Annotated in this window: 20 protein-coding genes, 1 tRNA gene and 1 pseudogene; 14 read left to right on the forward strand and 8 right to left on the reverse strand. The window is 61.9% G+C overall.

Features of this window, described 5'->3' with window-relative positions:
- Nucleotides 1-120 precede the first annotated feature (120 nt).
- Nucleotides 121-828, reverse strand: coding sequence for a glutaredoxin (locus QP165_RS01850; protein WP_333996910.1), 708 nt, complete (start codon nt 826-828; stop codon nt 121-123).
- Between the two features lie 107 nt (nt 829-935).
- Between QP165_RS01850 and QP165_RS01855 the strand changes: the two genes are divergently transcribed.
- From QP165_RS01855 to QP165_RS01865, 3 genes are all read left to right on the forward strand, one after another.
- On the forward strand, nt 936-1,328 hold the full coding sequence (locus QP165_RS01855) for a MerR family transcriptional regulator (protein WP_333993423.1): 393 nt from the start codon (nt 936-938) through the stop codon (nt 1,326-1,328).
- Between the two features lie 306 nt (nt 1,329-1,634).
- Nucleotides 1,635-2,573, forward strand: a complete 939-nt coding sequence (locus QP165_RS01860) for a DUF2971 domain-containing protein (protein WP_333993424.1) — start codon at nt 1,635-1,637, stop codon at nt 2,571-2,573.
- 339 nt (nt 2,574-2,912) lie between these two features.
- On the forward strand, nt 2,913-3,488 hold the full coding sequence (locus QP165_RS01865; protein WP_333993426.1) for a recombinase family protein: 576 nt from the start codon (nt 2,913-2,915) through the stop codon (nt 3,486-3,488).
- A gap of 22 nt (nt 3,489-3,510) precedes the next feature.
- Here QP165_RS01865 and QP165_RS19920 read toward each other — a convergent pair whose 3' ends face one another.
- Nucleotides 3,511-3,702: a KTSC domain-containing protein gene (locus QP165_RS19920; RefSeq protein WP_443019253.1), complete on the reverse strand. Its 192-nt coding sequence runs from the start codon at nt 3,700-3,702 to the stop codon at nt 3,511-3,513.
- Nucleotides 3,703-4,631: 929 nt separating this feature from the next.
- Between QP165_RS19920 and QP165_RS01870 the strand changes: the two genes are divergently transcribed.
- The 3 genes from QP165_RS01870 (at nt 4,632) to QP165_RS01880 (ending at nt 6,992) form a co-directional block, all read left to right on the forward strand.
- The gene (locus QP165_RS01870; protein ID WP_333993428.1) at nt 4,632-4,901 is read left to right on the forward strand and encodes a hypothetical protein; all 270 of its coding nucleotides are present in this window, start codon (nt 4,632-4,634) and stop codon (nt 4,899-4,901) included.
- A gap of 27 nt (nt 4,902-4,928) precedes the next feature.
- A complete protein-coding gene (locus tag QP165_RS01875) occupies nt 4,929-5,432 on the forward strand; it encodes a hypothetical protein (RefSeq protein ID WP_333993429.1) in 504 nt (167 codons plus the stop codon).
- A gap of 726 nt (nt 5,433-6,158) precedes the next feature.
- The gene (locus tag QP165_RS01880) at nt 6,159-6,992 is read left to right on the forward strand and encodes a hypothetical protein (protein WP_333993430.1); all 834 of its coding nucleotides are present in this window, start codon (nt 6,159-6,161) and stop codon (nt 6,990-6,992) included.
- Between the two features lie 153 nt (nt 6,993-7,145).
- Here QP165_RS01880 and QP165_RS01885 read toward each other — a convergent pair whose 3' ends face one another.
- Together QP165_RS01885 and QP165_RS01890 are read right to left on the reverse strand one after the other, a co-directional pair.
- Nucleotides 7,146-8,696: a site-specific integrase gene (locus QP165_RS01885; RefSeq protein ID WP_333993432.1), complete on the reverse strand. Its 1,551-nt coding sequence runs from the start codon at nt 8,694-8,696 to the stop codon at nt 7,146-7,148.
- 90 nt (nt 8,697-8,786) lie between these two features.
- Nucleotides 8,787-8,862: transfer RNA gene (locus tag QP165_RS01890), tRNA-Ala, on the reverse strand.
- 234 nt (nt 8,863-9,096) lie between these two features.
- On the opposite strand from QP165_RS01890, the gene QP165_RS01895 reads away from it, so the two are divergent.
- Both QP165_RS01895 and QP165_RS01900 read left to right on the forward strand, forming a co-directional pair.
- Nucleotides 9,097-10,395: a DUF2171 domain-containing protein gene (locus tag QP165_RS01895; protein WP_333993433.1), complete on the forward strand. Its 1,299-nt coding sequence runs from the start codon at nt 9,097-9,099 to the stop codon at nt 10,393-10,395.
- A 143-nt stretch (nt 10,396-10,538) separates the two neighbouring features.
- Complete coding sequence (locus QP165_RS01900) at nt 10,539-11,528, forward strand: NADP-dependent oxidoreductase (RefSeq protein ID WP_333993435.1); 990 nt, start codon at nt 10,539-10,541, stop codon at nt 11,526-11,528.
- A gap of 52 nt (nt 11,529-11,580) precedes the next feature.
- Here QP165_RS01900 and ypfJ read toward each other — a convergent pair whose 3' ends face one another.
- Nucleotides 11,581-12,516, reverse strand: a complete 936-nt coding sequence (ypfJ, locus tag QP165_RS01905; protein ID WP_333993436.1) for a KPN_02809 family neutral zinc metallopeptidase — start codon at nt 12,514-12,516, stop codon at nt 11,581-11,583.
- Between the two features lie 150 nt (nt 12,517-12,666).
- Here ypfJ and QP165_RS01910 point away from each other — a divergent pair, with 150 nt between their 5' ends.
- The 3 genes and pseudogenes from QP165_RS01910 to QP165_RS19925 form a co-directional block, all read left to right on the forward strand.
- Nucleotides 12,667-13,452: a 3-hydroxybutyrate dehydrogenase gene (locus QP165_RS01910; protein ID WP_333993437.1), complete on the forward strand. Its 786-nt coding sequence runs from the start codon at nt 12,667-12,669 to the stop codon at nt 13,450-13,452.
- Complete coding sequence (locus QP165_RS01915; RefSeq protein ID WP_333993439.1) at nt 13,449-13,631, forward strand: hypothetical protein; 183 nt, start codon at nt 13,449-13,451, stop codon at nt 13,629-13,631. The genes QP165_RS01910 and QP165_RS01915 overlap by 4 nt, the downstream gene beginning before the upstream one ends.
- Nucleotides 13,544-14,083: pseudogene (locus QP165_RS19925) on the forward strand (DUF4893 domain-containing protein); the annotation flags it as partial. The gene QP165_RS01915 and the pseudogene QP165_RS19925, both read left to right, overlap by 88 nt.
- 184 nt (nt 14,084-14,267) lie before the next feature.
- On the opposite strand, the gene QP165_RS01920 reads toward QP165_RS19925, so the two are convergent.
- Both QP165_RS01920 and QP165_RS01925 read right to left on the reverse strand, forming a co-directional pair.
- A complete protein-coding gene (locus tag QP165_RS01920) occupies nt 14,268-15,452 on the reverse strand; it encodes a YdcF family protein (RefSeq protein WP_333993441.1) in 1,185 nt (394 codons plus the stop codon).
- On the reverse strand, nt 15,449-17,968 hold the full coding sequence (locus tag QP165_RS01925; RefSeq protein ID WP_333993443.1) for a TonB-dependent receptor: 2,520 nt from the start codon (nt 17,966-17,968) through the stop codon (nt 15,449-15,451). The genes QP165_RS01920 and QP165_RS01925 overlap by 4 nt, the downstream gene beginning before the upstream one ends.
- 314 nt (nt 17,969-18,282) lie before the next feature.
- Here QP165_RS01925 and QP165_RS01930 point away from each other — a divergent pair, with 314 nt between their 5' ends.
- From QP165_RS01930 to QP165_RS01940, 3 genes are read left to right on the forward strand one after another with little or no spacing between them, the layout of a single operon-like run.
- A complete protein-coding gene (locus tag QP165_RS01930) occupies nt 18,283-19,368 on the forward strand; it encodes a catalase family protein (protein WP_333993445.1) in 1,086 nt (361 codons plus the stop codon).
- Nucleotides 19,369-19,405: 37 nt separating this feature from the next.
- Nucleotides 19,406-19,975, forward strand: coding sequence for a type 1 glutamine amidotransferase domain-containing protein (locus QP165_RS01935; protein WP_333993447.1), 570 nt, complete (start codon nt 19,406-19,408; stop codon nt 19,973-19,975).
- Nucleotides 19,975-20,736, forward strand: coding sequence for an SDR family NAD(P)-dependent oxidoreductase (locus tag QP165_RS01940; RefSeq protein WP_333993449.1), 762 nt, complete (start codon nt 19,975-19,977; stop codon nt 20,734-20,736). The genes QP165_RS01935 and QP165_RS01940 overlap by 1 nt, the downstream gene beginning before the upstream one ends.
- 96 nt (nt 20,737-20,832) lie before the next feature.
- Here the strand turns inward: QP165_RS01940 and QP165_RS01945 are convergent, their stop codons facing one another.
- Nucleotides 20,833-21,258, reverse strand: coding sequence for an organic hydroperoxide resistance protein (locus QP165_RS01945; RefSeq protein WP_333993451.1), 426 nt, complete (start codon nt 21,256-21,258; stop codon nt 20,833-20,835).
- Nucleotides 21,259-21,269 lie beyond the last annotated feature (11 nt).

Below are 21,269 nucleotides of genomic sequence, written 5' to 3' on the forward strand. Positions count from 1 at the left end.
ATAACCGCGTCAGTTATGCTGACCTTTTATGACATTCAGCATCATTCCAAAGCTGCCGCTGCGCCGCGTATCGAAGATGTCGTTCGAGACTATAGGGTGGTGGCAGGGATTTCGTCCGGCTCACATCCTGGTCAGCATCCAGATCGCCATGGCGATCATGCCCAGATTCTCGGTCAGCGAGACGAAGCCGAGCGGCACGTTGGACGAGCCGCCTACGCAGGCGCATTTGAGCTCACGCCCATCGATATAGACGGCCTTGAACACGGACACCGCGCCCACGGTGCCGATGAACAGCGCTATCGGGATGGAGAGCCACTCCAGCGCGTCCGCGACCATGAGCACGCCCGCGAGCCCCTCGGCGAACGGATAGAGGACACCATATGGTACCCAGCGCTTCGCCAGCAGGTCGTAGTTGAGGAACATGGTCGAGAACTTCCCGATGTCCTGCAACTTGAGCAGCGCGAGGATGGCCATGCTGAAGCCGCCGAACCATTGGAGCGCGAGCGCGGAGAAGGGCGAACCGAAGGCCGCATGGCTGGCCGCGATCGCGAGCAGCGCTGCGATCGCAAACAGTGCGGCGACGGGGCGATAACTGGTCGATCCCGGCTCCGCGACGGACATGCCGAAGTGGCGGCGCAGGTCGTCGTAGCCGCCGATGCACACGCCGTCGATGAACACCTGGGGCGTCGTCCGCACGGCTTGGGCGGCCTTGAACGCGTCCGTCTCTTCGCGCGTGGTGAGGTGGCGGTCGTCCACCGCGAAGCCCTTGCGCCGGAGAAGGTCGAGCGCCTTCAAGCCGTAAGGGCAGGTGTGCGCCGGCATCACCATGCGGTGGAGGACGGCTTCGGGACGGTCTGACACGGGTGCGTTCCTCACTGGTGATCACTGCACCCGCCCCATATAGCGTCCGTACCATGGTCCGGAGTCAAGCCCCGATGTCGATGACGATCGCCAAGCTCGCCGAGGCAGGCGGTGTGGGTGTGGAGACCGTCCGCTATTATCAGCGGCGCGGTCTGCTCCTCGAACCAGCGCGACCCGGCGGGACCGGTTTCCGCAGCTATGGCGAAGGCGACGTGCGCCGCCTCCGCTTCATCCGTCAGGCGCAGGCGGCGGGCTTCACGCTGGACGAGATCGGCGAGCTGCTGGCGCTGGACGCGACGGAGGATCGCAGCCGCGCGCGCGAGCTTGCCCGGTCGCGCATCGCGGCGCTGGATGCCAGCATTGCAGAGCTGATCGCAGCGCGTCAGGCGCTCGCGCGGTTGGCGGACGAGTGCGGATCGGGCTCGGCGGGGCCTTGCCCCATCCTGGCCGAGTTCGAGGAGTCCTAGCGCGTCGAACATCTGTCCGGCTCAGCCACGTACGTGCTTGATCACACCGTTCGGTGGGCGCGAAAGCGATGCGCTGACCGGGGGACGTCTTCCGTACCGTTTTCGTATTGATGCGCGCGGTACCAGCTGAGCTTTTGAAACGCTGGTGGAGCCGAGGGGAAGCCCCGGCAAACCCACTAAATACTGATAAACAAAGGACTTTTATTTCGGCGTCGGGACCGTTGTGTTAGCCCTTTGTACTAGTGGGATCAAGGGTCTCAGGTGTGATAGGAGGAGGCAGCGAACAACCGATGCGGCGGGGATGAGATGGACCAAGGCTATACGCAGGAAGACCTAAGACGGTTTCTGGCGCAAATTAAACCCAGTGTTAAGGCTATGGTGGAAGCAGGTACTGCCATCACCAGTCATTCAAGGCCGATGCCGAGAGAGATTTACCACTATACCAATACCGAAGCTCTTATGGGCATTGTGGAGAACGAGGAGCTATGGGCTACTGATTCTAGATTCCTTAATGACACCGCCGAGACGCAGTGGGCAAGTCGTCTCTTTATTAGCGCTATAGATGATATTAAGCCGAGCAACGCCGCTGAAGTCGAGATGCTATCAAGACTAAAGAGTTCGGTTGTCGATGGAATATCTGGATATGCGGTCTATATTGCCTCCTTCAGTGAGGAGAAAGATGATCTTCCACAGTGGAGAGGCTATGGCTCAAGTAACTCGGCAGTAAGTATTGGCTTTAGATCAAATAGACTATCTGCCAGATTCGGCGGTTACGAATTACTTTCGGTTATATATGACGAACATGAACAGAAGCGTATAGCCAAAGACCTAGTGAACATTGTTTATAACTTTTATAAATCTAATGCTGCTATAGACAATCCCGCGACCTCGCACTTTCTGATACCAGAATGTCTTCAGTCATTTCGTCTTATGGCAATCTATTCCGTTCTCAGATTCAAGCAGCCACGTTGGCATAGCGAGAAGGAATGGAGGCTTGTTGCATTTGAAAGGGAGTGGGATGCAGTGAAAAGCCTTAGCTTTCGGTCAGGTGTAGCTGGACTTACGCCATTTATTAAAATGAAAGGTGAAGAGAAGAGCGTTCCGTTTGAGCTAATGATCGAGGAGGTAATGATAGGCCCATCTCCGCATCAGGAGCGATCCAAAATGGCGTTAGAATTATATTTAAACTCAAAAATGAGATGGACGCGACAATTGGTCACCATGTCGGATCTAACACTGCGGTAACTATCCAACGCCCTCAGGTCAAAAAATTGATAGAGATATGCGAGAGGGCAATTCTGATAAGAGTGAGCGAATTTTACCCCGTATACCCGGCTAGCCCCCTCACACGATTATGACACGCCTAGCGCGACCTGCATTATCGCGCGTGGTTCTCCATCCCTGCATGACGTGTCACAGTTGCCAAGCTCTAGCCCAGCGGATCGCTAGCCGTGCCGATGCCCTGCCTCTCATGTTGTAGCTTGTGAGTCATGCCTCCGTGGTATCCTCACTATGCCTCACAACATACTTGACAGAGTTGAGAGGATGCCTCACATATCGATCATACCTTGTGAGGATGAAGCCATGAGCCGCGTTGCCTACTTCCGCGTATCGACTGAAGCCCAGAGCATTGAAGCCCAGCGCCAAGCGTTAGGTGACGGCTTCGACCGTGAGTTTACCGATGAAGGCGTAAGCGGGGCTATCCTTGCTGCTGACCGTCCCGGCTTTGCCAAGCTGCTAGAGTACATACGGGAGGGTGATACGCTCTACGTCTATGCCTTGGACCGGCTGGGCCGCGATGCCTTGGACGTACAGGCTACGGTACGGAAGCTGCTAGACCGTGGCGTTACCTTGGACGTGAAGGGGCTTGGACCTATCGGCCGTGGCGTAGGCGAGTTGATCGTAGCGGTCCTAGCCCAGATGGCAGACATGGAGCGGCATCGGATCAAGGAACGGTGTGACAGTGGCCGGGTAGCTGCAAGGGCTTCGATAGAGGCAACAGGCCTAACGCATCGGGGCAAGGCTAGCTTGGGCCGTCCGTTCGCTGCTGATGCCAAGGCAGTAGCGGATTGGCGCAAGTCGAACGGGGCCACGATCAGTCAGACGATGGCGCATTTCGGTATCTCGAAGGCGACGGTATCCCGGTACTGCTCGACGTAATGCGCTGCCACTCTGCAGCTTGCTAACAATGATACCGGTCACGGATATGATCATTGTAATACGTACCCTTAGACGAAGCACTTAAAAGCCCGTCCCATATGTATTGCGGTACGCCGCAGAAGTCGTAAGGCCCATTAGGAAACCAGATTTTCAGCCTCATGGTTTGGCTGTCGTACTCGGCTCGCTTTACTGCATCTGAGTTAAAGTACGGCATAACCACTCCTCAACGGTTGCGGGGGAGAATTGACCCGTCGCTTACGGTTGTCAAATACCTACATCGCCGCCGCCAGAAGCCCGTCAGGCTTGATTAAGAAGGGTCTGGGTACTTGCCCAGCCTGTTTGCCGGAATGACTCTGAGAGGGGCTTATTCGGGATCGCCAAGGGCGGACAGCGTACCGGGACGCATTTCGGGACCGTATAGCAATGAACCAGCCTGCCCCGAATTGCTCGCGGACAGAACACTAATGATTTACCGCCATAGCCCGGAAGCCCGGGGAAGAATGACAGCCTCAAGCTGTATGATACCACAGCCAGCAATGGTTAGCCGGAAGGCGACGAGCGTGACGACTTTAGGGTCAATGTCGCGGGTATCGGGACACCGGCAATACAAGCGACGTATGATCTAGCTCACGATGATGCTGCTGTAGTTGCTCCCCTAAAGTGCCTCAATACGGATATCTATCTGTAGAAGGAAGGACGAGGGGACGACCGGATACAGCTCCATATTCCTAATCTACGATGATACCTATAGTAGTATATCACTGTATGTATCATTGGTACTCTACAGTTATAATCCTTGCTCTTCATAAGCATCCTTCAAGTTAGCTCAGTAACCTCATGAAATTATACCTGCTGATCTAATCTGAGGAATGTAGAAGCGTTGCACCTTAACAGGTCCGCTTCATGGCAAGCAATATGTACGGCGCATAGGCTAGCCGCTCCTCACCCTACGCAATGCTTATTAAAACATAGCCGCCCATCGGCCTAAGCATTGCTAGCCTGCTAACTGTAGCATTGCCCTTGTTGGCAGTTAGCAGGCGTCCCATTCCATACCGCTAATATACCCGCTCCCGTTTGCTTAAATGCAAGAGGGGTATCTGTGTCTTTTTCCGGGACAGTACTTAACCAACCAAAGGATCAACCATGACCACGCTGACTATTGATATGGCCCGCCTCGATAATGACCGGGTTGCCATCTACCTCGCTTCTACTGACCGCCGTGTGACTATCGGCGTTCGCTTTGCCCTTGAAGCCCTTGGCGTTGAATTGCCCGACTTCCTCCGCCGTGGCCGTCCCGGTCCCCGTCGCAATAGGATCAATGCCCTGATGGCCGCGGCCGATGCAGATAGCGGCACAATCTACAACTATCGCCATGAAAAGCTCAAGATCGGCGCATTCGCTCCTCGCTCGTAATCCTCCAAATAAGACACGGAAAACCACATGACACAGAATACCACGCTTGCAGATATCGCAAATGAGATTGAAACACTCACTGCTAATCTGACTAAGATCAATGCACTTGTCGAGCTTATCGGCCAACCTGCCATCCTTAAGGCTGACGAGGTTGTTAAGTCTCTCGCAGTTGCAAAGGAACGGTTCGCTGATGCCCTTGCCAATCAGGCTACGGTAGAGCGGGCTGAACGGATCAAGGACTTCTCCGGCATCCGAGTGACGACCAAGCCGGGCAACAACCTGTTAGATACGACATTCATCATTCACTATACCCGTAATACTTGGGATATGAAGTTGAATGAGTCTGTCCCTATGGAGCATGAATGCTCAGGCTTTGCCCAGCTTGATGATGCCGCCTACGAATATCTTGTTACGGTCAAACCTCAGGCCATTCCTAACGCTATTATGGAATTGGCGCCGGGTAATCCACAGGATGCATTCGGGCTGTACTTCATGGCCCAGAAGCGCGGCTACGTTAAGAGCGCGGCATAATGTTAGACAGCAAACTCCCGTTCCCTGACATTGGCTCTAAGGGCAACGAGCTACGGCGGATGGCTGCCAGGAATATCTCCGCATTGGAGATTGCCGGTATGTCTTACAAAGACGGTTCGCATCCGGGCGCTGCTAAGCTCGCTGCATTCTTTGCTGCTTGCTCTACTGCCGCTGCCAACATCGGCAAGCCTCGGGTATAATGTCTAACCCTGATGATCGGGGAACGGGATCGGCACCCAAGCCCTCCCGCCCTGATTATGAACCCAAGTGGCACACCGAGCCACAAACCCTAGACGATCTGATGAAGCGGGCAGGCCCATACGCCGATGCCACCAAGTCGTTTGTGGAATGGGGCGCGGTATCGTTATGGCTAGTCAAGGTTTGGCCCAACGCGGCCCTTGCTGCCGCCATGATACCCGATGAAGCTGCTGGCCTGTCCGTCCTGCTCACACGGCAAGCCGTAGAGCGGGAGACCGGATGGCCCAAGCTATCAGACCGGGCCGTAACTCCCGCACTCTACAACCTCCCCGACGATGCCCAAGCAATCGCCCGCCGTATGGCCGCTGAGGTTCATGCGCTTTGGGAGGCCTCTGGCTGCCCGTATCTGGATAGCTCGCGCTGCAAAGACGCCTTCCGCTTCCTAGTCGCCTGCATCCGCTCAGGCTCGATCCCGCCAGTCCCCACGATTGGCGACGTACCCCCACGCAATACCTAAAGGTAAAACCAATGACCGCACTAACTTCCCGCCAAGCCATTAAGGTGAAGGCCGCTCTTTCGTTGATTGCAGTACATGGGCACAATCCGCGCGCTGTACAGAAGCAGGCTCAGGATGAATTGGCTAAAGGCCTTCCTGCCAATATCGCCTACAAGAATGCGCTAGATGCTTTCACGGCTCGCGTTCCTGCATTGAAGAATACGCTAGAGATTGCTGTCGATCTTATCCACAACAGCGACGATGCTACGGTTTCGATGTATGACAAGGCGCTGACTGCATACAACAATAGCGGCGACGAAAGCCATCTGGATAACCTAGCCCCTATGATCCTTGAGGATGCAAAGGCATTGGCTATCATCAAGGGCGAAGTTACCGAAGCCGATGCAGCTAGTTGGACCGTTGACGATGCCCTAGGTAGCACTGTCGAAGCCTATGCAGAAACGCCTGATGTTCCCGAGGCGTCTTCGATCCCGCCCGGTGAAGTGGTCAAAAGCTCATTTGGATTTAATATCCCGAAACCGAATACGCCACAGGCCGCCCAGCAGCCCGCTCAGGCCCCGGCGACGGGTCCGCAGTGGATCATGGGTCCGACCGGCTACATCCTCGTAGCGCAGGCTCCCAGCGGCCCACAGACGGGGCAGAGCATGACCGGCTATGATCCCTACAAGGGTGGGCAGAATGAAACCGGCTATCGTGTTCCGCAGACCGGGGACGCTGCACGGCGTTCGCATGGCACGCCAGTGGGGGACACCACCTATATGGCGAGTGAGACAGGATACCGCATTGCCCAGACCGGGGAGCAGGCCCGCCGAGAGGCTGGCGTCCCGCTTGGCTATGAAGCCTGACAGACCGGCTAGGAGAGTCGCTGAGAGGCGATAGCTGACCCGGCCATACAGATACCCGACCGCATCCTTTCGACCCCATACGGGGCTGGCAGGGGAGGGATCGGGTATCTGTGTCTTTGGCTCGTCACCAAGGCGGCACCACGCTACTGTTAACTATGTAGTCCTGCTGCCTATCACAAGGCCGGGGACCCGGTACGTTGCCATTGCCTCGACCAAGCTATGTAGATCGTATCCGCTACCGTAATCATCCGCTACGTCTTTCCCTGCATGGCCCATGATCTGCCGCTGCACACCCTCAGGCATCCTTGCCCTACGGGTATAATCCTTGAAGGTATGGCGGAAGGAATGGAAAACCTTGCGCTTGTCGGTAACGCCACAAACCTTGCGGAGATAAGGGCCAAACCATTCGCCCCACTTCGCGGTTAGCCTGCCATAGACGTTAGGCTTTAGCTCAGGGAATACGCGGCCGGTTTGATCCTTTAGCTTTTGGACGTAGGCAATGAACCCAAGCCGTTCTACCTCAGGATGCAACGGGACAAGCCTTTCGCTTGCCGCATTCTTGAGCCGGTTCTCTTGGCCCTTCTCGTCTATCGTCTCAGTGATGTTCAGGAACCATCCCGATAGCATCTTGCCATCTTGATCGGGGTAGGTGTGGCGCTGCACGTCCGACACGCGAAGCTGGCCTATTTCCTCTAGTCGCGCCCCTGTGAATAGCCCGAGCAACGGTAGCCAATATGCAGCTTCCGCACGGCCTTGAGTGGGGCGCTCGCCATTCGCATAGACCGGGCTGGTAAAGATGGCCTGTAACTCGGGCAGGGAGAACGGTAGACGCTTGTTCTTGCCACCGTCAGCTACCTTGACGCTAATCCGTTCGGCTACGTTCGATGCAGTTAGATCGTTCTGATAGGCCCAGCCTAGCAAGGTCCGCAGGCGAGACAGCTTCGTATTCGTATTGGAAACCGATTGCCCCTCTGCAAGCAGCTTGTCTTTGAAGGCCAGCACGTCCTGCCGGGTCACTTGCTCAACCGGCTTGCGCTCAGTGCGGGCATAGAACCATTCGGCGACGGCCTTATGGGTATCCTTGCCTTTCAATACGACGCCACGCTCAGCGGCCCAGCGATCTAGAATGTCCTTGTCGAGATACAGACCAGACCCGATAGCAGGCTTGCATTCGACGGCTTGATTTTGGCTTTCCGATGCGCGGGCATTTTGTCCGAAGCGAGCATGCAGAGCGGCGACCAAGCTATCGGCCTTCTCCCTTTCATGGAGCACAAGGAGCCGACCGGCCCTAGCTATGTCAGCCGGGGAACCCTCAATCTCGATACCGACAGCGAGGGCGTCCATGATCGGCTCTAAGCGCTCAATCTCCATATCAGCGGCAAAGCTGGCATCCGAAGCTAAGTCGATTTGCTCTTGCTCAGCCTCCCACCGTTGCCGGTCCCGCTCTATTTGAGCAGCGGGCCTCGGCTTAGCAGGGGAGGGGGCGCGCTTTTTTGCCCTATCCCTATCCCGCTTGGCTTGGTCGAGCAGGGCATGAGCAGCCTTTGTCATGTCTGGTATGACCGCCTTAGCGGCCTCCCGGTCCTTTAGCCCTAGGGAATGCTTTATCTCTCGCTTGCCAGCCATGAAGGGGCGCAAGTCAGCAGGGATGCCCATGCGGAAGTAATAGACCCCGTTGGGGGCGCGATGCAGGTAGGAACACATAGGCTTTCGTCCTCGCACGTTTGTACTAGACGCTCGTAAAAAGTCTATGTTTCCCAGTGGTTTGCTGTCTTATCAACAACTTACGCGCGCTGGTGGAGCCGAGGGGAATCGAACCCCTGACCTCTGCAGTGCGATTGCAGCGCTCTCCCATCTGAGCTACGGCCCCGCGCGGTTGGCCATAGGCCATGCTATTCGCATAGCCATTGCGATCGGGCGATGCAACACGGCCGATGCCGGATTTCATCGATCATGGGCGCGTCGTCGCGGCAGGGCTTCGGGTCGCCGATGGTGCACGCGTCGCGTCGGAACAAAGCGACTCCTGCGCCTTTGTAGATTTCGGAGTGCACGGCGTCGCACACGACGATGCCGGCAGCCGCAGGACAGCAATTAGGAGGTTCCTATGGTCTACGAACGCTATACCCGAGATCGTCAGTCGAGTGACTATTATGGGCGGCCCAACTCGCAGGATTACGGGCGCGATTTCCGGTCGGATGGCGGTGACTATCCGCGGTCGAGCGCGCGCGATTATGCGGCGGCCGGCGAGTATGACCGGGATGACGACCGCGGGCGTCGCAATGACCAGTCCTGGCAATCCCAGGGCGATCGCCCCCGCTCCGATCGGGACCAAGGCGGTCGGGACTATTATGGTGGCCACAACGATCGCGGCGCGCCGTCGCAGGGTGGAAGCTATGGGCGTTCGGGATATGCCGGGGCGGACCGGGATGGGTCGCGCTATGAAGAGCCGCGCTTCGATCGCGACCGGTCGCAGCGCGGGGACTCCTACCGCAGCGAGGGCCGCGACACCGAATATCATGGCAGCTATGCATCGGATGGCCGCCCGTTCAACGATGTCGGCCGCAATCGCCACGCCGATGACGACACGCGACGTGGGTCTGACGGTCGCGGTGGACAGTCCGGCGGCTATGGCCGGCAACCCCAGGGCTATGATTATGACGATCGCGGTTTCATCGCGCGTGCGGGCGACGAGGTCCGCTCGTGGTTCGGCGACGACGAGGCCGAGCGCCGTCGCGAGGCCGATGCGCGCTACGACGAACGCACCTATTCGCCGGGCTCTACGGGCGGCACGGCATTCGGTCGGTCCTCGAACGACCGGGACGACCATTATCATAGCTGGCGCTCTTCGCAGGTCGCCGAGTTCGACCGCGACTACGCCGAATATCGCGACGAGAACCGCTCGAAATTCCACAACGAGTTCTCCTCGTGGCGGACGCAGCGTCAGGGGCAGCGCAGCTCGCTGTCTCAGGTCACCGAGCATATGGAGGTCGTCGGGTCCGATGGCAGCCATGTGGGGACCGTCGACAAGGTGAAGGGCGACCGGATCCTGCTGACCAAGTCCGACAAGGACGCGGGCGGCGTGCATCATTCGATCCCGTCGCGCTGGATCAATACCGTTGACGACAAGGTCACATTGTCGAAGTCTGCGGATGAGGCAAAGGCCGCGTGGAAGGAAGAGGAGCGCACGTCCGCCGCGTCCAATTATGGCGATCGGACAGGCGCCGATCGTTCAAGTGGCGATCGCGACTCGCAGACGAACCGCTATGGCTCGGACGCAACGGATCGCGACACGACCAATCGCAATCGGTCGGTGCCGGGCACAGGGTCCGATACCAGCGCTGGTGTGACGTCTGATACGACTTCGGGGACGACGCTCGGCAAGAGCTTTTCAGGCACCTACTGATCGATCACCGCAGTAAGGCCGACGACGTCTGACGTCGGTCTGCAGAAAGGCCCGGGTGGAAACACCCGGGCTTTTTTTGCTGTTGCGCGGGTGGGGCATTTCGCCATACCCGGATTACGAAACACAATGACAGGAGCATAAAGATGGCCCGTGCATGGAGCTTGAAGGCGCGCCCGCAAGGCATGCCGAAGCATACCGATTTCGCCATGATCGATCTCGACCAGGCCGCGTTGGCGCCTGGCGAGGTGCGGGTCGCGAACCGGTGGCTGTCGGTCGATCCGTATATGCGCGGGCGCATGAACGACGTGAAAAGCTATGTCCCGCCGTTCGAACTCGGCAAGGCGATGCAGGGCGGCGCCGTGGGCGAGGTGATCGAGAGCGCGGACGACGCGTTCAAACCGGGCGACATGGTTCTGCACATGGCCGGTTGGCGCGACGAGGCGGTGGTGCCCGCAGCGCAGGTCCAGAAACTGCCCGCGCTCGACGTTCCCCCGCAGGCGTTTCTTGGACAGCTCGGCATGCCCGGCATGACGGGCTATTTCGGGCTGCTCGCGGTGGCGGAGGCGAAGCCCGGTGACACGGTGTTCGTGTCGGCGGCTGCGGGTGCGGTCGGATCTACCGTCGTCCAGGTTGCGAAGGCCAAGGGCATGACGGTGATCGGGTCGGCAGGCGGCGCCGAGAAGTGCGCCTGGGTCAAGTCGCTCGGCGCGGATGCCGTGATCGACTATAAGGGCGACGTGCCTGTCGTGAAGGCGCTGGGCGAGGCCGCGCCCAAGGGCATCGACGTGTATTTCGACAATGTCGGCGGCGATCACCTCGATGCGGCACTGGCGCATGCCCGGCTGCACGCGCGGTTCGCGATCTGTGGCATGATCGACGTCTATAACAGCGGGGCGGCGACGCAGCTTCGCTATCTTGCGCGGCTGATCGGCAATCGCGTCCAGATCCGCGGGTTCATCGTCAGCGACTTCATGGATCGCGCGCCCGAGTTCTACAAGGACATGGGGGCGATGCTGTCGCAGGGCACGCTGCAGCGGCAGGAGACCGTCCATGAGGGGCTCGACGCGATGCCCGACGCGTTCCTCGGCCTGTTCTCGGGCGGCAATACGGGCAAGATGCTCGTCAAGGTCTGACGCCAATTCCCTCCTCCCGGGCGACCGGGAGGAGGGGACGTGGTTTGGGGCGTCAGATCGTCCCGGAGAAGGTGTCGCAGACGGCGGGGTCGCCGCTCTCGAGACCACGGCGCAGCCAGGTCTGGCGCTGTGCCGAGGATCCGTGCGTGAAGCTGTCGGGGACGACGCGGCCCTGCGCCTGCTTCTGCAGCGTGTCGTCGCCGATCGCCTGCGCCGCGGTCATACCTTCCTCGATGTCGCCGGGTTCGAGGCGATCGCGATTGGCGGCGGCCCAGACGCCTGCGAAGCAATCGGCCTGAAGCTCGAGTCGCACCGACAGGGCATTCCCCTCGGTCTCGCCGGCGGACCGCTGTGCGCGCGAGACCTGGCCCGATGTGCCGACGAGGTTCTGGATGTGATGGCCGAACTCATGCGCGATGACATAGTCCTGGGCGAAATCGCCGCGCGCACCGAAGCGCGTTGCGAGCTCGTCGAAGAAGCTCGTGTCGAGGAAGATACCGTTGTCGGTCGGGCAGTAGAACGGCCCCATCGCGGACTGGGCGGCGCCACAACCGGACCGGCCGCTGCCGTCGAAGAAGCTCAGCTTGGGCGCGGTGAACTGCTCGCCGTTCTTCGCGAAGATTGCGGCCCAGGTCTTCTGCGCCGAACTGAACGCGTTGCACGCGGCGCGGCGTTCGGCGTTTACCGAGCAGACCGTCTGCGCGTCGGTCTGGCCGTCCGCCTGGCCGGGCGCCCGCTGCGCTATCTGGCCCGAGGGGGCCGATGGTGCAGATCCGCCACCCAGCATCCCGCCGATGTTGCCAAGCCCGCCGAACACCGCCATCAGAATCAGCACGACGACGATCCCGCCGCACCCGAAACGGCTGCCGATCAGCGGCAAGAGCCCGAACAGCAAACCCCCGCCGCCACCGCCGCCGCCAAAACCGCTGCCACCGCCGCGGCCCTGGTCTTCGACATTGATATTGGGATCGAAATCGTCGAGCCGCATGGTCTTCAGGCTTTCATTATGGATCGGTAACGAAATGCACGGCAGCGCGCGGAGTTGCATATCGCGTCGCTGCTGGCTCTATTGGCGATCGTCGCGTTTGACATGTCACACACGATATCCTGGCGTACCCGCTGGCAAAAGGGAAAGACGATGTTTCTGAAGGGCAAGACGGCGGTCATCACGGGATCGACCTCGGGTATCGGGCTGGCCTACGCGAAGGCCTTCGCAGCCGAGGGCGCGAATATCGTGCTCAACGGTTTTGGCGAACCCGACGCGATCGAGGCGGCGCGCGCCGGCATCGCGCAGACGAGCGGTGCGGCCGCACTGTATGACGCGGCCGACATGACACGACCCGACGAGATTGCGGGTCTCGTCGAGCGCGCGGTCGCGGAGACGGGGAGCTGCGACATCGTCGTCAACAATGCCGGCATCCAGCATGTTGCCGGGATCGCAGACTTCCCCGTCGACAAGTTCGACGCGATCATCGCGATCAACATGGCATCGGCGTGGCACATGATGCGCGCCGCGATCCCGCATATGCGCAAACGGGGCTGGGGCCGGGTGATCTCGACCGCCTCGGCACATTCGCTCGTGGCAAGCCCCAACAAATCGGCCTATGTCATGGCCAAGCACGCGATTGCGGGGCTGACCAAGACGATCGCGCTCGAAACCGCGACCGACGGCATCACGGTCAACTGCATCTCGCCGGGCTATGTCTGGACGCCGCTGGTCGAGAACCAGATCCCCGACACGATGACCGCGCGTGGCCTGACCCGCGAGCAGGTCGTGAACGACATCCTGCTCGCCGCGCAGCCGACCAAGGCGTTCGTGACGCCCGAGCAGGTCGCAGCCTTCGCGCTGTTCCTGTGTCGTGACGAGGCGCAGTCGATCACCGGCGCGAACCTGTCGATGGATGGCGGGTGGACCGCCGCATGATCCGGTCGGCAGCGCGCGCCGCGGCGGTGCCGATCCGCCCGGGCGGTCGCGCGTGGATCGCGGGCGTCGCCACCTGTACGCTGTTGGCGGGATGCGGCGGCGCATCGTCGACGGACAGCGCGCTGCGCGTCGAAACCCCGCGCGGCGCAAGCGCGGAGCGTGCGGGAGGGGCGCGGTAGATACCCGGTCCGCTCCACGTCGTTCGGCGTGGCGATCGCTCGTGACGACGGCGGACCGGACGCGGCTGCGCGAATGGCGTACCGCATGGGTGAGTGCGCTCGCGCAGCTCAAGCCTGGCGAGATCGCCGCACAGGGGGATCTGTTCGCACCCGACCGCGTGCTGGAGGACCCCATACCGCCGGCGGGGGGCTATCGCTGCCGTACGTTCAAGCTCGGCGCGCCATCGGGGTCGGGCCTGCGGTTCGTCGTCTATGGCTGGTTCCCGTGCCGGATCTCGGCCGGGGCGGGGGACGGCGTCTCCGGCTTCGTCAAGGACGCCGGATCGCAGCGGCCGGTCGGATCGATCTACGCCGCGAGCAATTCCCGCGGTATTTTCCTTGGCAGCATGCAGCTCGCGGACGAACGCCATCCGATGCGCTATGGCACCGACCACAACCGCGACATGGCGGGCCTCGTCGAACGGATCGGCGCGCGCCGCTGGCGACTGGTTTTGCCCTATCCCCGGTTCGAGATCGACGTTGGACGTGATCGAGATCGTACCCGCCGACTGACGGGTCCCGCACGAGCAGCCTGCCCCGACATAGGACGGCGGTCTACGCTGGCAGGCCAGGGCGGACGACGCGCTCCCTACGCTTTCAGGGGTCGAGCGGATCGCGGGGGTCGACGCGCAGGGACATGGGCGATGGCCGGAAGCTCAGTTCGGTCGGCGACAGGCGCTGCCCGACTTCGCCCGGCACATAGCCCAGCTCCGTCAGGTTGCGTTGCGTGAAGGCCGCGCTGGCAATCGTCTCGCTCTGGCCCGGATTGCAGACGAGCAGCGCATCCCGGTCGAGCGGCGCGCCCAGCGCCACAAGCAGGCGACTGGCATTGCGCAGGTTGGTCGTGGTGTGGCGCGCATAGGGCTCGACGACGATCGCATCCGCGGGCACGCCATAGCGGTCGATCAGCGCGCTGCGCATCTGTTCGGCCTCGGTGAACCGCGTGCCGCGGGGGTGCGCGCGCCCGCCGCTGACGATCACGAACGCGATATCGCCACGCGCGAAGCGGTCCGCGGCGAGCCGCACATGGTATTTGCCGAACGGGCTGAGCGCGGTGTCGGGGGTCTCCGGACCGACACCGGTGACGATCATCGCGCTGTACCGCCACGCCTTCCAGTCGATCGATCGCGCGCGCTTGACGGCTGGCGCGTTCAGTCCGCCGGTCAGCGGATCGAACCCGATCGCGTCGGTCCGGTCGCTGACGTCGAGCAGCGCCAGCGCGTAATCGATGCTGGTGTCGAGGCGCTGTGCCGACCGTGCGCGCGGCGTCCGCGACAGCCAGTCCGCGGCCTGGAGTCGCGCCTTGGCCTCCTGCGGATCGATCGCACCGGCACCGTCGATCTGCGGATAGCGGGGCACCTGGCCGAGACCATAGGTGCGCAGGATGACATTGACGCCCTCGACCTCCCGCCCGGCCTGCGCAGCGGCGCCGTCGTCCGCATGCGCGGTGTCGTGCGGGATCGCCCGGACGAGAAGCGCGGTTTCGGACGGCGTCCAGATCAGCGCCTGCGCGATGCAGACGACATCCTGTCCGCAGCCGGCACGCCGCGCCGTACGCGCCGCCAGCATCGCCGTGACGCCGGGCTTCGCGATGATCCGGTCAACCGCGCCGGGATCTGCGCCGATCGAGTCGAACAGCGGGAAAAGCCGCTGCGACAAAGCCGCCATGACCCGGTCGCCGGCAGGCGGTACGCCGATGACGCTTGCCGCAGGCGGGCCTGCGCCCGCCGGGGCGCTCGCGATCAACAGCGCGGCCAGCGCGATGCCCGCGCGGAACCTCACCAGGACTTGCCCACGACGAGACGCACGTTCCGGCCGAAGATCGGGCGGCCATAGATTGCCTCGGCGCTGCCCTGGCCGCTCAGCTGGTCGGTTCGCGTGTTGCCCTCGGTGAGGCCGTGCGCGTTGAACAGATTGTCGCCGACGACCTGCACCTGCCACGTGCCGTGGCGCAACGTGACGCCTGCGCCGGTGGTGCCATAGGCCGGGAGCGCGGTGTTGTTATAGAGGTCGACGAAGCGCTTGCCCATATAGGTATAGCGGCCATAGACCGAGACGGCGTTGCCGTTGAGATCGAAGTCGAAGCTCGGGCGGATATTGCCGTAGATCTTGGGCTGGCGAACGATCTGCTTGCCCTCTGCCAGGACGGGATCGGCGCCGGTCGAGCTCTGGAAGTTCTTGTACTTGGGATCGCTGATCGTCAGCGCGCCGTTGAGCAAGAACCACGAGGTCAGCGCGAGCGATCCGTCGAACTCGATCCCCTTGACCTGGGCCTCGCCAATAAACGGGATGTTGACGTCGTTGCGCCCCGTCGTCGGGTCGAACGCGAGGAACGACGCGTTGAGCGGGTCGAAATTGGTGTAGAAGCCCGTGACGTAGAGATAGGACCGGCCGGCGGCGAGCTTCAGCCCGGCCTCATACTGGTCAGCGATCGTGGTCAGGATCGTCGGGTTGATGCTCATGACCGTCTGGACGCTCGGCGGCGTCTCAAGATGCGACGCGCGGCCATAGACGCCGATGTGCCGGTTAAAGTCGTAATTGGCACCCGCAGTCCAGTTGGTGACACGCGGCTTGCCCGTCTGGTTCAGGATACTGCCGGTGAAGGCGCGCGTGGTGTCGTCTGCAAGCGTCGTCGCGTCGCCGAGATTGGCCTGTCCCGTCAGCGCCGCATAGCCTTCGTAGCTATAGCGTTCGTGGCGGATGCCCGCGTCGAAGCGCAGCCCCGGGACGATCTCCCACGTGTCGTTTGCAAAGAGTGCGATCATCTTTGCGTCCGAGTTGCCGCGCGTCAGCGTCGCGGCGTAGTTCAGGACGCCGTTGTCGGTAACGCGGCCGATCTGCGTGCCGGCGGCGTTGTACGCGACGAGATCGAGCGTCCTCGGCTTGCCCGCCACCTCGATCAGGTAGTTCTGGTAGATCGTCCGGCTATCCTCACCGTACAGGCTGCCATAGACGCCGAGCTTGAGGTCGTGGCTCCCGAAGCCGGTCTCGAACTTCTTGGCGACCGACAGATTGACCTGGTTCGAATAGAATTTGGAATGGATGTCGCGGTACTGGCCCTGCACGACGAGGCCCGACGCGGCGTAGGGATCATAGGGCGTAGCGGTTCCGGCAACGACATAGCCGAACGATGCGACCGGCCCGAACGCGGTCGTCGCGCGCGCGCGGTAGCCATTGGCGAAACTGTTCGCATCGACCGGGTTCGTCGTCGAATAGAAGGCGTTGAAATCGAGCTTGCCCATGGTGAAGCCGGCCTTTGCCGCGACCAGCCAGCCGTCGAACTCCGCATCATATTGCGTGCCGATGTTGATCATCCGCATATGGCGGCCGTCGGCGAGGTCGCTCGCCTCGTTCTGGACGACGCCGGCGCCGTCGCGGTAGCGCAGATTGACGTTGCGCAGCGCGGGCGAGTTCATCGTGCCGGAGAAATAGTCGATATAGCGGTCGAGCGAGACGGCCGGATTGCGCGGGTCGGCGGTCGGGATCGGCAGGTAGAACACGTTGTGATCGTTGACGTAGTTCACGCTCAGCCGCAGCGAGCCATTGTCGAGATCATGCTTGACGTTCGCGCGGAACTGCCCGCCCTTGTCGTTCGGGAAGCCGTTGTCGCGGTAGCCGTCGTGATAGCGCACGAACCCGCCGACCGCGTAATAGGTGTTGCCGCCGAGCGGTCCCGATTGCACCACGTCGGCGCGGTAGAGGCCGGTATCGCCGAGCGTCAGCTGCGCCTTGCCGCGCACCTCGTCCCGCCCCGTCACCTCGATCGCGTTGATGATCGCGCCCGAATAGCTTGCATAGACGGGGGCGGGGCCGCCGCGGACGACCTCGACTCGCTCGGTCATCAGATCGGGTTTCAGGATCGCGTCGCCGCGGAAGAAGACGCCGTCATTCTCATGGAACAGCGGCAGGCCGTCCTGCTGGAAGCTGACAAAGCCGCCGTCATTGGGCAGGCCGCGGATGCGATAAATGTTCTGGACCTCGCCGCCGGTGATCTCGGTCTGGAAGCCCGGCAGCTGCCCGATCAGGTCGGCGAAGTTGACCGGTGCGATCTTCTCGATGTCGGTCTGCGAGATCGTGTTGATCGCATAGGAGGCATCGAAGCGGCGCTGCGCGCGCGTCGAGCCGGTGACGATGATGTCGCTGTTCGGCTGTTCGGGGGCAGCGGTCCGATCGTCGTCGCGACCCGGTTCGGCTGTCGTGACGGTGGCTGCGTCGACGACCTGCGCATGAGCAGGGGCGGCAGACGCCGCGTACAGCGCGACAAACGCGGTACCGGTTGCGAGAACGGACTTGAGCATGGACCCCCAGAAGCTGTGCGCCGCCGAAGCGGCAATCAGGCTCCCGATGGTGCCGGATTGTTACATCTTGAATTCTAAAACCAAAGAAATACCAATCTTTGGCGCGTTCCGGTCGCGATCTCGTACGATTGGTTCGCGTGAAGCGACGTGCTGCCGCCGCTGAAAGGCCGCGAGACAAATTGAATGATCGCTAGTCCGGCAGCACACGGACATCACGCCGCGCCGTCTCGCAGATGTCGATTTCTGCCCGGAACCGTACCGAAACGTCTCGGTACGCTGCGGTGTTTAACTCCTGATTCAACGGGAGTTTCTCCATGGCCTATCTACCCTATCGCGACGACATAGAGACGCCCGAAGCCGATGAGCAGGCAAGTATCGACGGCATCATCGCGGGCATGACGCAGGAGAGCCAGACCGTCGAGCAGCGGGACGGTCATGCGGTTCGTGCGAGCCACGCGAAGAGCACCGCCTGCGTGACCGGCGAGATGGTGGTCGCCGCCGATCTGCCGCCCGAACTGGCGCAGGGGTTGTTCGCGAGCTTCGGCACGTTTGCGGTCGCGGTGCGCTTCGCGCAGGGCCCGGGCGAAAAGCTCGGCGACCGCGTGTCGACGCATCGCGGCATGGCGATCAAGGTCTTCGGCGTCGAGGGCGCCAGGCTTCCCGGACACGACGCGCCGACGCAGGATTTCGTGCTGGCGAGCGGTACGACGTTTCCTGCCGGTACCGCCGCAGGGTTCCTGCGACAGGCCAAGACAATCGGCCTGACCGTGCCGATGCCCGAAGGTGCCAAGAGCGCGGCGGCGTCAATCGCGCGCACCATCAACACGGTGCTGAACGCGGTCGCCGGAAGCCCCAGTCCCACGCTCGATTTCTATGGTCACCCGTTCAGCCATCCGCTCGACGAATGCTATTTCAGCCAGTGTCCGGTTCGCTTCGGTGACCATGTCGCCAAGATCGGCGCGTTCCCGGTGGCGGCGGAACAACGCGCGCTAGACGACTGGCGGCTCGATCCGGATCAGGACGAGGACGGTTTTCGTCACGCGGCCATCGACTATTTCGCCGAGAACGACGCGTTATTCGAACTGCGTGCGCAGGTGTGGACCAATGCGGACACGCAGCCGATCGAGGACAGCTCGGTCGACTGGCCGACGCAGGACAGCGAGTATCGGACGATCGCCACGATCCGCCTGCCGCGGCAGGCCGCCTATGGCGCCGAGCGCGTACGCTATTTCGATGAAGTGATGACGTTCCGTCCCGCACACAGCCTGGCGGCGCATCGTCCGCTGGGTGGCGTGATGCGCGCCCGGATGCAGGTGTATCGCGCGCTGAGCGATTTCCGCCACCGCCAAACCGGGATCGCCGCGGCCAATACGGCCCGCATCACCGACATTCCGGCCTGACGCCGTTTCCAGAAACGCTGAACTCGAAAGGACAGTCATGAAGCTCGAAGGCAAGACCATTGCGATCCTGATCGCACCCCGCGGCACCGAACAGCCCGAGTTCGCGCAACCGAAGGCCGCCGTCGAGGCGGCGGGTGGCAAGGTGACCGTCATCGGGCTTCAGGCTGGCGAGGCGGAGACGTTCAACAACGACCTCGATCCCGGCGCCAGGTTCACGGTCGACAAGGTGATCGACGACGTCGCCGCATCCGAGTTCGATGGTCTCGTGATCCCCGGCGGATGCGTCGGCGCCGACACCTTGCGGGGATCGCACAAGGTCGTCGCGTTCGTACGAGACTTCTTCGCCGCGTCGAAGCCCGTCGCCGCGATCTGCCACGCGCCGTGGACGCTGATCGAAGCCGATCAGTTGCGCGGACGCACGCTGACCTCGTTCCCGACGCTGAAGACCGATATCGAGAACGCAGGCGGCAGCTGGGTCGACCGGGAGGTCGTCGTCGATCAAGGCCTCGTCACCAGCCGCGATCCCAACGACCTTCCCGCATTCTGCGCGAAGCTTGTCGAGGCGTTCGGCGAAGGCAAGCACGCCGTGCAGGCGGAAAACGCGTAATGGCGCGCTTCTCGGACACGATCGTGCTCATAACCGGTGCCGCATCGGGGATCGGGGAGGGCGCCGCACGCCGCTTTGCCGAGGAGGGCGCGACGCTCATGCTGGGCGACATCGACAAGCCCGCGCTTGATCGTCTCGCGAGCGATCTTGCCGGAACCGTCGAAACCCGCGAAACCGATGTCTCCGACCGCGAGGCCTGCGAAGCGCTGGTACAGGCAGCGATCGACCGTTTCGGGCGGATCGACGTGCTGATCAACGATGCCGGCGTCGATCACCTCGGCAAGCTCGACGAGGGCGATTTCGCGGACTTCACCAAGGTGATCGAGACCGATCTGTACGGCGTCGTCCATATGAGCCGCGCCGCGATCGCGCATCTGCGCAAGTCCCGCGGCTGCATCATCAACGTGTCGTCCGTGTCCGGCCTCGGCGGCGACTGGAACCACAGCTTCTACTGCGCGGCGAAGGGTGCTGTCAGCAATTTCACTCGCGCATTGGCGATGGACGAGGCGAGCAACGGGGTACGCGTCAACGCGGTGAACCCGTCGCTGACCTATACCGCGCTGACCGCGGGCATGAAGAAGCAGCCCGAGCTGATCGCGAAGTTCGAGGAGCGCATTCCGATGGGTCGCGGCGCAGAGCCCGCCGACATCGCCGGCGCGATCGCGTTCCTTGCCAGCGCCGATGCGCGCTTCATAACCGGCGTCAACCTGCCGGTCGATGGCGGCCTGACCGCCTCCAATGGACAGCCGCCGCTATCCTAGGCGCCGCTGTGGTGGTCTTCGCGCGCTGCGTGCGGTTGACATCGCTTGGCGCTCACGGGGAACGGGCCGGAGACATGGGTCTCCGGCCCGGCCCCGTCAGGCTAGCGTCAGCCCGACGTCGACGTTGCCACGCGTCGCGTTCGAGTAAGGGCAGATCTGGTGCGCGGTATCGACCAGCCGCTGGGCCTCGTCCCGATCGATCCCGGGCAGCGACACCGTCAGGTCCGCGGTGATGCCGAACCCGCCTGCGCTGCGCGGCCCGATACCGACCTTGGCGGTGACCGCGACATCGTCGGGAAGCTTTACCTTCAGCTGCTGTCCCGCCACCTTCAGTGCGCCGATGAAGCAGGCCGAGTACCCCGCCGCGAACAGCTGTTCAGGGTTGCTGCCGTCGCCACCCGCGCCGCCGAGTTCCTTGGGGGTGGACAGCTTGACGTCGAAACGGCCGTCCTCGGTGCGGGCATGGCCGTCGCGGCCACCGGTCGCGGTGGCGGTCGTGCTGTACTTGACGTCGATCGACATGGCTGATCTCC

Source organism: Sphingomonas sp. 22R3R2A-7 (assembly GCF_036856055.1).
GTDB lineage: Bacteria > Pseudomonadota > Alphaproteobacteria > Sphingomonadales > Sphingomonadaceae > Sphingomonas.

Excerpts from the sequence above, each read along its gene's own strand:
- QP165_RS01850 (WP_333996910.1), bottom strand. The coding sequence starts at position 828 with ATGGTGATGCCGGCGCACACCTGCCCTTACGGCTTGAAGGCGCTCGAC.
- QP165_RS01855 (WP_333993423.1), top strand. The coding sequence starts at position 936 with ATGTCGATGACGATCGCCAAGCTCGCCGAGGCAGGCGGTGTGGGTGTG.
- QP165_RS01860 (WP_333993424.1), top strand. The coding sequence starts at position 1,635 with ATGGACCAAGGCTATACGCAGGAAGACCTAAGACGGTTTCTGGCGCAA.
- QP165_RS01865 (WP_333993426.1), top strand. The coding sequence starts at position 2,913 with ATGAGCCGCGTTGCCTACTTCCGCGTATCGACTGAAGCCCAGAGCATT.
- QP165_RS19920 (WP_443019253.1), bottom strand. The coding sequence starts at position 3,702 with ATGCCGTACTTTAACTCAGATGCAGTAAAGCGAGCCGAGTACGACAGC.
- QP165_RS01870 (WP_333993428.1), top strand. The coding sequence starts at position 4,632 with ATGACCACGCTGACTATTGATATGGCCCGCCTCGATAATGACCGGGTT.
- QP165_RS01875 (WP_333993429.1), top strand. The coding sequence starts at position 4,929 with ATGACACAGAATACCACGCTTGCAGATATCGCAAATGAGATTGAAACA.
- QP165_RS01880 (WP_333993430.1), top strand. The coding sequence starts at position 6,159 with ATGACCGCACTAACTTCCCGCCAAGCCATTAAGGTGAAGGCCGCTCTT.
- QP165_RS01885 (WP_333993432.1), bottom strand. The coding sequence starts at position 8,696 with ATGTGTTCCTACCTGCATCGCGCCCCCAACGGGGTCTATTACTTCCGC.
- QP165_RS01895 (WP_333993433.1), top strand. The coding sequence starts at position 9,097 with ATGGTCTACGAACGCTATACCCGAGATCGTCAGTCGAGTGACTATTAT.
- QP165_RS01900 (WP_333993435.1), top strand. The coding sequence starts at position 10,539 with ATGGCCCGTGCATGGAGCTTGAAGGCGCGCCCGCAAGGCATGCCGAAG.
- ypfJ (WP_333993436.1), bottom strand. The coding sequence starts at position 12,516 with ATGCGGCTCGACGATTTCGATCCCAATATCAATGTCGAAGACCAGGGC.
- QP165_RS01910 (WP_333993437.1), top strand. The coding sequence starts at position 12,667 with ATGTTTCTGAAGGGCAAGACGGCGGTCATCACGGGATCGACCTCGGGT.
- QP165_RS01915 (WP_333993439.1), top strand. The coding sequence starts at position 13,449 with ATGATCCGGTCGGCAGCGCGCGCCGCGGCGGTGCCGATCCGCCCGGGC.
- QP165_RS01925 (WP_333993443.1), bottom strand. The coding sequence starts at position 17,968 with ATGCTCAAGTCCGTTCTCGCAACCGGTACCGCGTTTGTCGCGCTGTAC.
- QP165_RS01930 (WP_333993445.1), top strand. The coding sequence starts at position 18,283 with ATGGCCTATCTACCCTATCGCGACGACATAGAGACGCCCGAAGCCGAT.
- QP165_RS01935 (WP_333993447.1), top strand. The coding sequence starts at position 19,406 with ATGAAGCTCGAAGGCAAGACCATTGCGATCCTGATCGCACCCCGCGGC.
- QP165_RS01940 (WP_333993449.1), top strand. The coding sequence starts at position 19,975 with ATGGCGCGCTTCTCGGACACGATCGTGCTCATAACCGGTGCCGCATCG.
- QP165_RS01945 (WP_333993451.1), bottom strand. The coding sequence starts at position 21,258 with ATGTCGATCGACGTCAAGTACAGCACGACCGCCACCGCGACCGGTGGC.